General features: G+C 69.0%; 12 protein-coding genes. 3 read left to right on the plus strand and 9 right to left on the minus strand.

All coding sequences use genetic code 11. The features are described 5' to 3' along the window. Positions 1 to 3 precede the first annotated feature (3 nt). Together HUA78_RS02735 and HUA78_RS02740 are read right to left on the minus strand one after the other, a co-directional pair. Positions 4 to 777 (minus strand): YdcF family protein, encoded by a 774-nt coding sequence (locus HUA78_RS02735; protein WP_174453319.1) that lies wholly within the window; start codon positions 775 to 777, stop codon positions 4 to 6. Between the two features lie 16 nt (positions 778 to 793). Beyond that, a complete protein-coding gene (locus HUA78_RS02740) occupies positions 794 to 1639 on the minus strand; it encodes an NAD(+)/NADH kinase (RefSeq protein ID WP_174453318.1) in 846 nt (281 codons plus the stop codon). 118 nt (positions 1640 to 1757) lie between these two features. On the opposite strand from HUA78_RS02740, the gene HUA78_RS02745 reads away from it, so the two are divergent. Beyond that, positions 1758 to 3089, plus strand: a complete 1332-nt coding sequence (locus tag HUA78_RS02745; RefSeq protein ID WP_174475598.1) for a replication-associated recombination protein A — start codon at positions 1758 to 1760, stop codon at positions 3087 to 3089. Between the two features lies 1 nt (position 3090). On the opposite strand, the gene HUA78_RS02750 is transcribed toward HUA78_RS02745, so the two are convergent. The 3 genes from HUA78_RS02750 to HUA78_RS02760 form a co-directional block, all read right to left on the minus strand. Beyond that, a complete protein-coding gene (locus HUA78_RS02750; protein WP_141641054.1) occupies positions 3091 to 4557 on the minus strand; it encodes a sigma-54 dependent transcriptional regulator in 1467 nt (488 codons plus the stop codon). Beyond that, positions 4554 to 6134, minus strand: coding sequence for an ATP-binding protein (locus HUA78_RS02755; RefSeq protein ID WP_141641053.1), 1581 nt, complete (start codon positions 6132 to 6134; stop codon positions 4554 to 4556). Before HUA78_RS02755 ends, HUA78_RS02750 begins: the two co-directional genes overlap by 4 nt. Before the next feature lie 168 nt (positions 6135 to 6302). Further along, positions 6303 to 7253 (minus strand): diguanylate cyclase, encoded by a 951-nt coding sequence (locus HUA78_RS02760; protein ID WP_371745476.1) that lies wholly within the window; start codon positions 7251 to 7253, stop codon positions 6303 to 6305. Between the two features lie 130 nt (positions 7254 to 7383). Here HUA78_RS02760 and HUA78_RS02765 point away from each other — a divergent pair, with 130 nt between their 5' ends. Next, on the plus strand, positions 7384 to 8178 hold the full coding sequence (locus HUA78_RS02765) for a glycosyltransferase family 2 protein (protein ID WP_174453316.1): 795 nt from the start codon (positions 7384 to 7386) through the stop codon (positions 8176 to 8178). Positions 8179 to 8185: 7 nt separating this feature from the next. Continuing rightward, positions 8186 to 9034: a ChbG/HpnK family deacetylase gene (locus HUA78_RS02770; RefSeq protein ID WP_174461387.1), complete on the plus strand. Its 849-nt coding sequence runs from the start codon at positions 8186 to 8188 to the stop codon at positions 9032 to 9034. A 154-nt stretch (positions 9035 to 9188) separates the two neighbouring features. On the opposite strand, the gene HUA78_RS02775 is transcribed toward HUA78_RS02770, so the two are convergent. The 4 genes from HUA78_RS02775 to fadI all read right to left on the minus strand — a co-directional run bounded on the left by HUA78_RS02775 (position 9189) and on the right by fadI (position 14604). After that, positions 9189 to 9857 carry a class I SAM-dependent methyltransferase gene (locus HUA78_RS02775; RefSeq protein ID WP_174475599.1) on the minus strand — a complete coding sequence of 223 codons (669 nt, stop codon included), beginning with the start codon at positions 9855 to 9857 and terminating at the stop codon, positions 9189 to 9191. Further along, positions 9854 to 10987 (minus strand): mannosyltransferase family protein, encoded by a 1134-nt coding sequence (locus tag HUA78_RS02780; protein WP_174453313.1) that lies wholly within the window; start codon positions 10985 to 10987, stop codon positions 9854 to 9856. Before HUA78_RS02780 ends, HUA78_RS02775 begins: the two co-directional genes overlap by 4 nt. A gap of 84 nt (positions 10988 to 11071) precedes the next feature. Further along, entirely contained in the window at positions 11072 to 13303 is a 2232-nt protein-coding gene (gene fadJ, locus HUA78_RS02785; RefSeq protein ID WP_174453312.1) for a fatty acid oxidation complex subunit alpha FadJ, read from the minus strand. Continuing rightward, a complete protein-coding gene (gene fadI, locus HUA78_RS02790; RefSeq protein WP_174475600.1) occupies positions 13303 to 14604 on the minus strand; it encodes an acetyl-CoA C-acyltransferase FadI in 1302 nt (433 codons plus the stop codon). The genes fadJ and fadI overlap by 1 nt, the downstream gene beginning before the upstream one ends. Position 14605 lies beyond the last annotated feature (1 nt).

Raw genomic sequence — 14605 nt, forward strand, 5'->3', positions numbered from 1 at the left:
CCGTCACGGCGTCGTCCACCCTCGCAGCCGATACACGATTCGCCCCGCCAGCTCGCGCAGCACGTCGGTGCTCTGCGACAAGGAGGACGCCCGAGGCACCCAGCTCAATCGCCCCGGGCGCGTGGCCGGCATCCGCGCGTCCACCGGCAGCGTGTCCGGCCGCAGGCCCACCGCGGCGAAGCAGCCCGCGGCGCGAGGCATGTGCGCCGCGCTCGTCACCAGCAGCAGCCGCTTCCAGCCCCGCTCGCGAATGATGCGCTCGGACTCCAGCGCGTTCTCCCGCGTGTTCCGGCTCCTGCCCTCGGTGACGATGCGCTCCGAGGGCACGCCCCATTCCTGGAGCAGGCGCGACAGCACGTCCGCCTCCACCACCGCCTGGGGACGCGGGTCCAACGAGCCTCCCGAGATGAAGACGTGACTCGCGCGCCCCTCGCGCACGAGTTCGAAGCCCTTCAGCACGCGCTCCGACGCGGCGTTGAACTCGATGCGGCCCGAGCGCTCCGTGGCGGACGGGTCCAACCCTCCGCCCAGGACGATGACGGCGTCGTACGTCACGCCCGGCACGGACGTGTCTTGTGCGCCCGACTCCGCCGCGTACGTCAGGAGCGTGGACACCGCCTCGGTGGAGAAGAGGTAGAGCACCAGCAGTCCCGCGGCGGCGAGCCCTCGGGAGAGCCGGGGCCCGCGGCGAACAAGGCCGCTGACGAGCAGGAGCAGCAACGCCCAGGTGAGCGGTGCCAGGAAGAGGTCCAGCACCTTCGAGAGAATCAGGAACACGTGGCGCGGAGGCCCTTCAGCGCTCGCCCCAGTGGAGCTTCTGGCGAAGGATGGAGAAGTAGGCCACGCGGGGGTTTCGCACCAGGTTGACGCGGTTGGCGGAGCGCACCACCTCGATGCAGTCGCCGCCCTGCAGGCCGTGGCCCGTCTGCCCATCCAGCGTGAGGTACGTGTCCGCCGTCTCGCTGCGCAGCGTGATTCGGATGGTCCGGTCCGCCGGCACGACGATGGAGCGCTGGGTGAGCGCGTGCGAGCAGATGGGCGACAGCACCGTGCAGTCCACCGACGGGTGGACGATGGGGCCACCGGCCGACAGCGAGTAGGCCGTGGAGCCCGTGGGCGTGGCGAGGATGACGCCGTCCGCCTTGTACGTGGTGATGGGCACCCCATCGATGGACGTCTCGTGGTCGGCGATGCGCGCCAGGGCGCCCTTGTTGATGACCACGTCGTTGAGGATTTCGTCCTCGATGAGCACGCTGCCGTTGCGGATGAGCCGGCACGTCAGCTTCATGCGCGAGTCCACCTGGAAGCGGCCGGCCTGCACCTCCTCCAGCGTGGAGAACAGCTCCTCCACGGGAACCTCCGTCATGAAGCCCAGGCTGCCCAGGTTGACGCCCAGGATGGGGACGCCGCGCCCTCCCAGGAGCCGCGCCGCGTAGATGAGGGTGCCGTCACCTCCCAGCACCACCGTCAGGTCCGCTCGGGCCGCCAGCTCCCGGTCCTCCACCCGAGGCCACCCCAGGACATGGGCCAGGGAGCGGTCCCCCAGCACGGTGAGATGCGGGTAGTGCTCGCGGATACGGGCCGCCAGCGCCACCGCCTCCGGGTTGTCCTTCTTCGCGACGATGACGAGGGTCTGCACGCGGGAGGCTTTTTAATCCAGGCGGGCACCCGGGCGCTCCCCTGATTTGCGCAAGGGCTCTCCCATCGGACAGACGCCCCGGCGAGGAGCCCTTCGGGGCGCTAGGTTTGGAGCTTCCATGGACCTCTTCGAACATGCCGGCCAGAAGGAGCAGGCCCGTCGGGCCCCGCTCGCGGAGCGGATGCGTCCACGCGCCCTCGACGAGTTCGTCGGCCAGGAGCACATCACCGGAGAGGGCCGCTTCCTGCGCCGGGCCATCGAGAGCGACCAGGTCCCCAGCCTCATCCTCTGGGGGCCTCCGGGCACCGGCAAGACGACGCTCGCGGGGCTGGTGGCCCGCTCCACCGGCGCCGCCTTCGACTCGGTGTCCGCCGTCCTCGCCGGCGTGAAGGACATCCGCGAGACGGTGGCCCGCGCCCAGGAGCGGTGGAACCTGCATCGCCAGCGCACCTTCTTGTTCATCGACGAAATCCACCGCTTCAACAAGTCGCAGCAGGACGCCCTGTTGCCCCACGTGGAGAAGGGCACCGTGACGCTCATCGGCGCCACCACGGAGAACCCGTCGTTCGAGGTCAACGCCGCGCTCCTGTCCCGCTGCCGCGTCGTCACCCTGCGCGGCCTGGAGGAGGAGGAGCTGGTGCCGCTGCTGCGCCGGGCCGTCGCGGACGCACGCGGCCTGGGCGGCAAGGTGGTGGTGGAGGACGAGGCGCTGAGCTTCCTCGCGAGCACGGCCGGCGGAGACGCCCGCAAGGCCCTCACCGGCCTGGAGGTGGCCGCGGCCCACGGCGGAGAGAAGGTGGACCGCAAGGTCGCCGAGGAGGCCCTCCAGCAGAAGACGCTGCTCTACGACAAGGGCGGCGAGGAGCACTACAACGTCATCAGCGCCTTCATCAAATCCATGCGCGGCAGCGACGTGGACGGCGCGCTGTACTGGATGGTGCGCATGCTGGAGGCGGGCGAGGACCCCATCTTCGTCCTCCGGCGCATGGTCATCTTCGCCTCGGAGGACATCGGCAACGCGGACCCACGCGCGTTGAGCGTGGCGGTGGACGCGCTGCGAGCCTTCCAGTTCGTGGGCCTGCCGGAGGGCACCCTGCCCCTCACCCAGGCCGTGACGTACCTGGCGCTGGCGCCCAAGTCGAACGCGGTCATCGCCGCGTACACCGCCGTGCGCGAGGCCGTGACGAAGGAGGGCGCGCTGCCGGTGCCCCTGCACCTGCGCAACGCGCCCACGAAGCTGATGAAGTCCCTGGGCTACGGGGGCGGCTACAAGTACCCGCACAACTTCGAGGGCAACTACGTCCCGGAGGACTACCTGCCCGAGGCCCTGCGCGCCCGGAGCTTCTACACCCCCACCCGCAACGGGCACGAGGCGGAGCTGGCCGAGCGCTACGAAGCCATCCAACGCCAGCTCGCGGAGCGAGTCCGCGAGCCTGGCGAGGAGGGATGAACTAGGAGGCTGCTTCCAACGTCTCCACTCCGTCGACGTCGTCGTCCTTGAGGACGCGCGGCTTCATGGAGCGGCCGGCGACTTCGTACTGCTTGAGCAGGCGGCGGAAGTTGGAGCGGTCCACGCCCGCGGCGCGCGCGGCGCTGGAGACGTTCTGGTTGTTCTTCTCCAGGAGCGCGGACAGGTAGCGGCGCTCGAAGGCGCGCATCGCCAGGCGCTTGGCCTGGGCGTACGGCAGGTGCGCCAGCGAGAAGACCTCCACCGCCGAGTCGGCCTGCGGCGCCGACTGGAAGCCGGGCGGCAGGTCCTCCACGTCGATGACCTCGTTGCTGGTGAGCACCACCGCGCGCTCGATGACGTTCTCCAGCTCGCGCACGTTGCCCGTCCACCGGTTGCAGGTGAGGGCCTCCATGGCGCGCGGGGAGATGCCCGCCACCTTCTTGTCCGCCTTGGAGGCGTACAGCTTCAGGAAGTGGTGCGCGAGCAGCGGCACGTCCTGCGGCCTGTCGCGCAGGGGCGGCAGGTCGATGGTGATGACGTTGAGGCGATAAAAGAGGTCCTCGCGGAACTTGCCCTGCTCCTTGGCGCGGGACAGGTCCACGTGGGTGGCGGCGATGACGCGCACGTCCACCTTGACGGGCTCGTTGGCGCCCACGCGCTTGACTTCACCCTCCTGCAGCACGCGCAAGAGGCGCACCTGGGTGGCGGGAGGCACATCGCCAATCTCATCCAGGAAGATGGTGCCGCCGTCGGCCGCTTCAAACAGGCCCTTCTTGTTGCCCGTGGCGCCGGTGAAGCTGCCCTTGATGTGGCCGAACAGCTCGCTCTCCAGCAGCGTCTCCGTGAGCGCCGAGCAGTTGACGGCGACGAAGGGCTTGTCCTTGCGCGAGCTGCGGTAGTGGATGGCGCGCGCCACCAGCTCCTTGCCCGTGCCGCTCTCGCCCTGGATGAGCACCGTGGCGGTGGAGTGGCTGACGGTCTCCACCAGCTTGAAGACCGAGCGCATCTGCGGCGACTGGCCGATGAGGTCCTCGAACTGGCTGCGCACGGTGAGCGCCTCTTCCAGCGCGCGGGTGCGGTCCTTGAGCGCCTTGCGCTCGGCCGCCTTGGCCACCGTGAGGCTCACCTCGTCGATGTTCTCGAAGGGCTTGGTGAGGTAGTCGTACGCCCCCGCCTTCACCGCCTCCACCGCCGTCTCCACGGTGGCGAAGGCCGTCATCATGATGACCTCCACGTCCGGACGGTCCGCCTTGATTCCGCGGAGCAGGTCCATGCCGGACAGGTTCGGCATCTTGATGTCGAGGACGACGACGTCGATGGACGGGTCCTTGGCCGCCGTCAGACCTTCCACCGCGTCATCAATGGCCACCACCGGGTGGCCCTCGCGCTGGAGAATCTGCGTCACGGCCTTGAGGACGACGGAGTCGTCATCCACGACGAGGACTTTGGCGCGCTTGACTTGGTTCACGGCAACCTCTCGAGCTGCAGGGGAATGGGCAGGAAGACGGTGAAACGGGAGCCGGCGCCCACCTGGGTGTCGACGTGGAAGCTGCCCCCGTGGTCCTGGACGATGCGGTACGCGATGGACAGACCCAGCCCGGTGCCCTCACCGGGGGGTTTGGTGGTGAAGGAGGGCTCGAAGATGCGCGGCAGGTGCCGCTCCTCGATTCCGCAGCCGGTGTCGGACACCGCGAAGAAGCAGCGGTCTCCCTCGCGGCCCGTCTCCAGCGTCAGCTTTCCTTCGCGCCGGGGCAGCGCCTGAAGGCCATTCTGGAGCAGGTTGAGCACCACCTGCGCGAGCGTGCCGGGGTCCCCGTACACCTTGGGGAGCCCTTCCTTCAAACCCAGGGACAGCTCCGCGCGAGGCGTGGCCTTGATTTGCGCGCGGAAGAGCACCGCGGCGTCCTCCACGCAGCGCGACAGGTCGAACAGCCGCCGGTCCTCCACGCGGCTGTGCCGGCTGAACTTCAGCAGGCTCTCGACGATGCGCTTGCAGCGCAGCGCGCTCTCTTCAATCAGTCCCAGCGATTCCAGGTCCGCGTCGTCACGGCCCGCGTCGCGCGACATGAGCTGCGCGAACGCCAGGATGCCGCCCAGCGGATTGTTGATTTCATGCGCCACGCCCCCCGCCAGCTGCCCCACCGCCGCCATCTTCTCCGTCTCGATGAGCCGGCGCGTCATCGCCTGCTCCTCGGTGACGTCGCGATACGTGCACACCACCCGCTCATCCCCGGCCATGGGGTACGCGGCCACCACGTACGTCCTGCCCCCCTGCTGCACCTCACCGCGCGCGCCCTTGCCACTCTCCATCGCCGCCGGCAGCGGGCAGCCCGTGCACGGCTCGTTGCGGCCGAAGAGGTAGCGATAGCAGGCGACGTCCGACGGAATCTGTTCGATGGAGCGCCCGGCCACATGCGCGTACGCCAGGTTCGCCCGCCGCACCGCGAAGTCGCGACCGCGGACGACACACAGCGGCGTCTCCATGCAGTCGAACGACAGCTCCCACTCGCGCTTGGCCTGGCTGAGCATCCGCGTGCGCTGCGCGACGCGTTCCTCCAGGTCCGCGTTGAGCAGCTTCAGCTCCGCGTTCTGCGCCTGCGTCACCCGGTACAGCCGCTCGTTCTCCGCCTGCAGCGCGTACTGCTCGAACGCGCTCTTCACCGTCAGCACCAGGTGGCTGTCGTTCCAGGGCTTGGAGATGAAGCGGAAGATTTCGGAGCGGTTGATGGCCTCTTCAATGGCCTGCTGGTCCGCTTGCCCGGTGAGCATGATGCGCTGGGCGCGCGGCTCCTGCTGCTTCACCCGCGTCAGGAACTCCACCCCGTTCATCCCCGGCATGCGGAAGTCGGAGATGACGACCTCGGGACGGAACTCCTCCACCGTCCTCAGCGCCTGCTCGGCGTCCGTCGCGGTTTCGATATCCCAGTCACCCCGACGCAGCACCCGGCGGATGGACTTGAGGATGTTCTCCTCGTCGTCCACGAGCAGCAGCCGGCCGCGCGGGGCGGCTTCGGGCTTCGGGAGCTGTGCGGCGAGGGGTCCCATGGGATTCTTTCCGTCCCATGACATTTGCAATGCGTTTGCCAGCCGGTGGGGCACTGCAAACCCATGGAATCACGAGATGATTCGACTCCCCGACAATCGAGGGCCGGGGTCATCTTAGACTCATCCCCTATTCATGGGTCAATACCAACCCAGGGTCTTTGACCCAGGTCAGTCGCCCTGCGAGGAGGAGGGCGGCAAGAGGGACATTTGAGAGTGGAGACAGATGCGATCCCTCCCCTCGTCCTTGGCCCGGTAGAGGGCCTCGTCGGCGGTGAGCAGCAGCTGCTCGGGGCTGAGGACGGTGCGGTGGGGAAAACTGGAGACGCCCAGCGAGGCCGTCACCAGAAGTGCTCCATCCGGCCCTACCCGCAGGGTCGCCAAATCCCGGCGGACACGCTCCGCGACGGACAGGGCACCCGTCAGGTGGGTGCGAGGCAGCAGGACAGCGAACTCCTCGCCCCCGTACCGAGCCACCAGGTCCGTCTCGCGCACGCTGCGCTGGAGGGCGGCGGCCACCTCCCGGAGCACTCCGTCCCCCGCGGTATGGCCGTGCCTGTCGTTCACCTGCTTGAAGTGGTCCAGGTCCAACAGGATGAGTGCCAGCGGGTCGTCGTAACGCTGTGCCCGGCGGAACTCCTCGCGCAGCCGCTCCTGGAAATGGCGGTGGTTGTGGACCCCCGTCAGCCCGTCCGTCGAGGACAGCCGCTGCAGCTCACCCACCTGGTTGGATAGCTGGGTCAGCCGGGCCTGGGTCCGCAGGCTTTTTTCCACCCGGGCCCGCAGTTCTTCCGCATCCCATGGGTCAAAGACGACCTCAATTCCCTGGGCGAGCGCACCCAACCAGACGCCCCGGGTTTCCCTGTCCGCCAGGAGCACGACGGGGGGACCTGGCGGTCCTTCCAGGGCCAGCAACTTGTCGAGCCACTCCAGGGATGACGGCTCGCCAGCCGAGCGGGCGACCCACACCACCAGGTCCACCTCTCGCGCCAGCCGGCCTACCTCGGGCCCTGGGGAGGCCAGCCGGAGGCAGAAGTCCTCCGGCCCGAGCGCCCGCGCCAGCCGGGCCAGGGTTGACTCCGCTTCGTCCACCACCAACAAGGTGCAGGGCCTGAGGGTCACAGTATCCCCGGAAAATGGTAACTCCACGGTACCACACAGGTGCTCTCGGGTGGGAGCCCCATGATTGATTTAGGACCCAGGGCTTGGTACCGAACCGCCCGAGCAGTCCCCCCGTACCCCGAGGTCCTCCGTGGCCAAGTACCCCAGCATCAGCCTCTTCCTTCCCGCCTGGAACGAGGAGGACTACGTCGAACGGGCGGTGGGGAGGGCCATGGAGGTGCTGCCGCAACTGACGGACGACTTTGAAATCATCGTCGTCAACGACGCGTCGACGGACCGGACGCAGGAGCTGGCGGAGGCCATGGCGCAGCGGATTCCGCAGCTGCGGGTCATCACCCATCCGGTGAATCTGAAGTTGGGCGGGGCGATGCGCACGGGCCTCGCGGCGTCGACGAAGGACATCGTCGTCTACTCGGACATCGACCTGCCGTGGGACCTGCGGGAGCTGGAGCGCTCGCTGCACCTGCTGGAGTACCTGGAGGCGGACATGATTTGCGCCTTCCGGTTCGACCGCACGAGCGAGGGGCCCAAGCGCATCGTCTACTCGTTCGTCTACAACATGCTCATCCGGGCGCTGTTCGACATCCAGATCAAGGACGTCAACTTCAGCTTCAAGGTGATGCACCGCCGGGTGCTGGAGTCGATGGAGCTCAAGAGCCAGGGCTCGTTCATCGACGCGGAGCTGGTGGTGAAGGCCATTCGCAAGGGCTTCCGCGTGTTCCAGATGGGCGTGGACTACTTCCCGCGCACCCGTGGCGTGTCCACGCTGGCCTCACCCTCGGTCATCGTGAAGATGGTGAAGGAGCTGGTGAAGCTGTACCCGGAGACGCGCACGCCGACGCCGCCCACGCAGCCGGTGCGCCTGCCTCCGTCGGTGCAGCCGCTGCGCACGGTGTCCTCGGGCGGCCGTACGGCGCGGGGCTGAGCGGGCCGTGACTTCGCGCCCCACGCGCCTGGTGGTGAATGCGGACGACCTGGGGCTGCACCCGTCGCTGGACGCGGGCATCCTCCGAGCGCACCGCGAGGGCATCGTCACCAGTGCCACGTTGCTGGCCATGGGGCCCACGGCCAGCGAGGCCGCTTCCCGCGCGAAGGCGCAGGGGCTCGCGGTGGGGCTGCACCTGGCGCTGTCCACGCGGCTGGCTCCGGCCGCGCCCGCGGAGGCGGTGAGCACGGTGGCCCCTGGAGGCAGGCTGCGGGGGAGCTGGGCGGACTTCGCGCGGGACTGGCTCCTGGGGAAGGTGCGACGCGAGGAAGTGGCGCTGGAGCTTGACGCGCAGCTTCAGCGAGCGCGCGAGCTGGGCGTGGCGGTGGACCATCTGGACGGGCACCAGCACCTGCATGTGCTGCCGGGCATCCGGCCGCTCGTGGAGTCACTGGCCGCGCGCGAGAAGCTCCCCGTGCGCTGGCCGGACGCCCTGCCCCGCGTGTCGTGGCTGCGAACGCCTGGGCCCGCGCTGAAGACGACGCTGTTGACGGTGCTGGCGCGCACCGCGCCTCGTGCGCCCCAAGGCGTGCGACGGGTGAGCGCGGGAGGCGTCTTCGAGGCGGGGCGACTGGACGAGGCCGCGCTGCTCGCCGCGCTGGACGCCCTGCCCTCGGGTGACTTCGAGCTGGGCTGCCATCCCGGTGAGGGCGCGCCGCAGGTGCCAGAGGACCCGGCGTGGCGTTATGGCTGGCAGGCGGAGCTGGCGGCGCTCACCAGTCCTCGCGTGAGGGCGCGCCTCGACGAGCGAGGCATCCAGCTCCACAGCTACGGGACGCTCGCCTCCGCGGCGTAGAGCACACGAGCGAAGGCAACCCGCCTCGCGTCACTCGCCTCGGCGCCATGGCGCGCACGACCGAGTTCGGCCCGCATTGAATCGCGGCACAACGTTCGCGTCGCTCGCCTGGCGCACGACAGAAGGCGGCCGCCTCGCGTCGTCACGGCACGACCTACGGAGCACTCGCCTCCGCGACGTACAGCACGTGAGGCGTCGTGTAGCCGCGCCCCAGGTCCACCACCTCGCGCACGGTGAAGCCCGCGTCCTGGAGCAGGGCCATCATCTCCGCGCGAGGCTTGAGCACCATTCCACCGCTCGCCTTCGTGCGCCGCAGCAGCGACACCATCACCCACTCCTGCGCCAGCGCCTTGCGGTGCTTCCAGGAGCCGTCCCCTTCCACCTCCTTCAACAGGAAGCGTCCTCCCGGCTTGAGCAGGCCATGCACCGTGCGAAGGAACGCGGGCCACTTCGCGTCGGGCAGCAGGTAGAGCACGTCACACACCACCGCCGTGTCACACGCGCGCGGCAGCGCGGGGGCCAGCACGTCCTCCACCGTCCCCTCCGCGAGCTTCACTTGCGGCAACCCCGACAGCGCCTCGCGCGCCCACGTCACCTTTCGGGGGTCCGGGTCCACACCGTGCACCGTGCGACTCGGCTCCGCCAACGCCAGCAGCGCGGAGAGCAGGCCGTGTCCACAGCCGATGTCCGCCACGATGCCACCCGACACCCGCTCGGCCACCGCGAGCAGCGGCGCGGAGGACGCCCGCGCATGCACATGGAAACGCTCGGCGGCGGGGAGTCCGGCGTACAGCGCGAGGGCCTGCTCGAGGAGCGTGCTCATGAGATGTAGTAGTCCGCGCCAAAGGCCCACGACAGGACGAGCAGCGACACCGCGCCCACCGCGAGCGCCCCTTGAAGCACGCGCGGCCGCTGCCTCAACAAGAGCGCGCCCGTGAGGAAGACCGGGAACGAGGACAGCAGATACCGCCCCATGCCCATGAAGTCCTTCGTGGACCATGCAGGCAGGCCGACAATCGCCAGCACATACACCGCGTAGCCCCACCCCAAAAGCTTGCGCGTGGGCCACACCAACGCGAGCGCCAGGAAGGTGAAGAACGCGTGCGCGGCCAGTCGGAAGGCCTCGCGCTTGTCGGTGGGGTTGAGCACCACGCGCTCGAACCAGCCCACCTTGAGCCACGTGTGCCAGCCGGGTTGCTGCGACCAGCCCGCCGCGCCCTGCACCTTCACGAAGGCGAGCGGGTCTCCGAACTGGTGCCACAGGTAGAGCATGTAGCAACCGAAGCCCAGGCCCGAGAGCACCGGCATGAAGTCCACCACGCCCCACTTCTCGCCCCGCGCGTGTTTCCACTCCAGCCGCCGCACGAGCAGCCCCAGCACCACCGCGGGCGCCACCGGCCGCGCCGCCGTGGCCACGGCCGCCACCAGCACCGCCGGAGCCAGGTGCCCCTTCTCCAGGAGCAGGAAGGACGACACCACCAGCAGGACGAACAGCGCGTCCGAGTACATGGCGCCGTAGAAGTACATGGTGAAGGGATACAGCGCCATCAACAGCCCGGCCTTCAGCGCCGTGTCGTCATCCGTCAGCAGCTTCGCCCAGCGCGTGAACATGAGCAGCGCCAGCGGGCCACACAGCAGGGTTATCAGCACCCCTGCCTGATAGACGTTGGGCCCCAGTGTCTCCACCGCGCGGATGACCAGCGGATAGAGCGGGAAGAAGGCCACCGAGCTCTGCTCGCCCGGCGTGTACTGGTAGCCCTCCTGGGCAATCCGCATGTACCAGCTCGAATCCCACGCCACCCAACCCATGGTGACGTACTCGTCCAACCGGACGACGGGGTTCTGCGGATTCTTGTGGAAGTAGCGCCACGCCCCCGCCGCCGCGGCTGCGCCGCAGAGCAGGACTGCGACGAGGACAACCAGGGCGATGGTGCGGGACGCGGAGCGGGCCATGCGGGCGGCAGGCTGTTCCTAGAACACCGCCCCGGTCAAGCACCGGGGTGGGAAGTCGCGCCCCCCACCCCGGTCACCTCGCGCTCAGCGCGGGTAGAACGTCTTGCCTGCCTTCACCATCTCCACCAGGAGCGGCGCGGGCGTGAAGCGCTCACCGAGCTTGTCCTGGTAGTGCTCCAGCTTCCGCAGCAACTCCGCGGGCCCCTTGCTGTCAGCGAAGTGGAACGGGCCCCCGAGGAACGGCGGGAAGCCCAGGCCGAAGATGGCGCCCACGTCGCCGTCGCGCGCGCTGCGCAGGATGCCTTCACCCAGGCAGCGGATGGCCTCGTTCACCATCTGGAACACCAGTCGCTCCGCCATCTCCGAGGCATCGAACGACTTGCGCTCCTTGCCGTGCGGCAGGAGCCCGTAGACGGTGGGGTCCACCTCCTTCTTCTTGCCGTTCTCGTAGAGGTAGAAGCCCTTCTGGCTCTTGCGGCCCAGCCGGCCATCGGCCACCACGCCATCCAGCGACTTCGGCGCCGCCATGCGCTTGCCGAAGGCCGCCTCCATGATGGGCCCCACCTTGTGGGCCACGTCGATGCCCACCTCGTCCAACAGCGTCATCGGCCCCACCGGGAAGCCGAACTCCACCAGCGCCTTGTCCAGCGCGGCGATGTCCGCGCCCTCGGCCAGCAGGTGCGCGGCCTCGTTCATGTACGGCGCGAGGATGCGCGAGGTGTAGAAGCCCGGACCGTCGTTCACGACGATGACCGTCTTGCCCTGCTTGCGCCCTACCTCCACGCAGGTGGCCGTCACCCAGTCCGCGGTGCCCGCGTGGGTGATGATCTCCAGCAGCGGCATCTTGTTGACCGGGCTGAAGTAATGCATGCCGATGACCTGCGCGGGCCGCTGGCTGCCCTTGGCCAGCTCGGTAATCGGGATGCTGGAGGTGTTGGACGCGAAGATGGCGTCGGGGCCGGTGACGGCCTCCACCTCCGCGAGCATGCGGTGCTTGAGCTTCAGGTCCTCGAACACCGCCTCGATGACCAGGTCCGCCGCCTTGAAGCCGCTGTAGTCGGTGCCGGCCGTAATCCGCGCCTGCTTCGCCGCCGCCTCGCGCCAGGTGAGCGAGCGCCGCTTCACCCGCTCGTCCAGGATGCCCTGCACCTGCTTCATCGCGCGGCTGGCCCCCGCGTCGTCCTTGTCCTTCACCCGCACCTGCGCGCCCTGGAGCACACCGGCCACGTAGGCGATGCCTCCACCCATCAGCCCGCCGCCCAGCACGGCCACCTTCTTCACCTCGCGCGGCTTCACGCTGGCGTCCGCCGTGCCGTTCTCCTTCTTCAGCGCCGTGGTCGCGAAGAAGACCTCCACCAGCCGCTTCGACACGTCCGACATCACCAGCTCGCCGAACGCCTTCGCCTCCGCCTCCAGGCCCGCCTTGCGCCCGGACTCCAGGCCCACGCGAATGACTTGCAACGCCTTCTCCGGCGCCGGGTACTTGCCGCGCGTCTTCTTCCTCAGCTGCTTGCGCGCCTGGTCGAAGAGGACCTTGCGGCCCAGCGGGTTGTCCTCCAGGGCGACCTCCGCCCACAGCTCCTTGTTCGCAAGTCCCTGGAAGAAGCCCGCGACGCCCTTCTTCTGCCCCACCGCCTTGAAGCCCTGGCCGTGCGCGCGCTCGGGCGTAAGCGTGCCCGCGGCCAGCTCCCGGGCGCGCTGGAGCGCGATGGCGCGGAGGATGGGCGTGGGCACCACCTCGTCGACGATGCCCAGCTTCTTCGCCTTGGACGGCTTGACGCTCTTCCCGGTGAGGATGAGGTCCAGCGCCGCCTGCACACCGATGAGCGCGGGCAGCCGCTGCGTGCCGCCGGCGCCCGGAATCAAGCCGAGCTGCACCTCCGGCAGGCCGAGCGTCGTCCTGGGGCTGTCCGTGGCGATGCGGTAGTGGCACGCCAGCGCCCACTCCAGGCCTCCGCCCAGACACGCGCCGTGGATGGCCGCGACAACGGGCTTGGGGAACGCCTCCAGCCGGTCGAAGCCCACCTGCCCCTGCTGGCTCATGGCGGTGGCGTCCTCCGCCGTCTTGAGCGTCTGCAGGTAGTCGATCTTCGCCCCGGCGACGAAACTGTCCTTCTTGCCGGAGATGAAGACCACCGCCTTCACCTGGGCCTCGCGCTCCACCTCCTCCAGCAGGAGCGTGAAGGCCGCGCCCACCTCGGGGGACAGCGTGTTGACGGCCGAGTCCGGCAAATCGAACGAGACGACGGCGACGCCGTCCTCCACGGTGAGGGAGAAGCCCTGCTTCGCCTCCAGCTCTTCAAGCTTGATGGCCATCACGCACGCTCCAGGACCACCACGGCGCCCAGGCCGCCGGCGGCGCAGACGGTGCACATCACCGTGTTCTTGTTCCGACGCTTCAGCTCGTTGAGGGCCTGCGTGACGATGCGCGCCCCCGTGGCCCCGAAGGGATGGCCAATGGCGATGGAGCCGCCCGTGACGTTGAGCCGCTCGCGGTCAATCTCCCCCACCGGCTCGCTCCAGCCCGCCTTCTTCGCGAACGCCTTGGACGCGAGCGCCTGGAGGTTGCTGCCCACCTGCGCGGCGAAGGCCTCGTGCATCTCCACCAGGTCGATGTCCGAAAGCTTCATTCCCGCGCGCTTGAGCGCCGTGGGCACCGCGTACACCGGCCCCTGCAACAGCTGGTCTCCCGGGTCCGTGGCCGCGTACGCGTGCGAGCGCAGGTAGCCCAGCGGCTCGTACCCCAACGCCCTCGCCCGCTCCTCGCTCATCAACAGCAGCGCGGCGGCGCCATCCGTGAGCGGCGACGCGTTGCCCGCGGTGACGGTGCCATACTTGCGGTCGAACACCGGCTTGAGCTTGCCCAGCGCCTCCAGCGAGGAGTCCTCGCGGATGATGTTGTCGCGAGTCACCGTCTGCTCGTACTGGGGCGGCACCGAGACGTGCATCACCTCGTTGTCGAAGCGCCCGTCCTTCCAGGCCGCCGCCGCGTTGCGGTGCGACGCCCATGCAATCCGGTCCTGCTCGTCGCGGGAGATGCCGTTCTCCTTGGCCATCTTCTCCGCGCTCTCGCCCATGGACAGGCCCGTGGAGTACTCGGCGATGGCGGGCGGCACCGGCACCAGATCTGTCGCCTTGAGCTTCTGGAAGGGCCTGAGCTTCTCTGGCAGCGAGCGCCCCTTGGAGGCCGCCGCCAGCGCATGCGCCAGGGGCCGGCTGGTGAACACGGGTGCGTCCGACATCGCCTCGGTGCCGCCGGCGATGGCCACGTCCACCTCGCCCACCGCAATCGAGTTGGCCGCCGTCGTCATCGCCTGGATGGACGTCGCGCAGGCCTTCGTCACCGTCGCCGCTTCAATCTTCATCGGCAGGCCCGCGGCGATGACGACTTCGCGGGCGATGGACGGCGCGGTCAGCGACGGAATCACCGTGCCGAACACCAACTGGTCGATGACGTTCGGGTCCAGGTCCGAGCGCTGCACCAGCTCCTGGACCACCATGCGGCCCAGGTCCAACGCGGTGAGCCCGGCGAAGACAGTGCCCGCCTTGACGAATGGGGTCCGCAGGCCGCGGACGATGGCCACCCTGCGGTGACCGTTACGCTTCTCGCTTGCCATG

Source organism: Myxococcus sp. CA033 (genome assembly GCF_013336625.1).
GTDB classification, from domain to species: Bacteria; Myxococcota; Myxococcia; order Myxococcales; family Myxococcaceae; genus Myxococcus; species Myxococcus llanfairpwllgwyngyllgogerychwyrndrobwllllantysiliogogogochensis.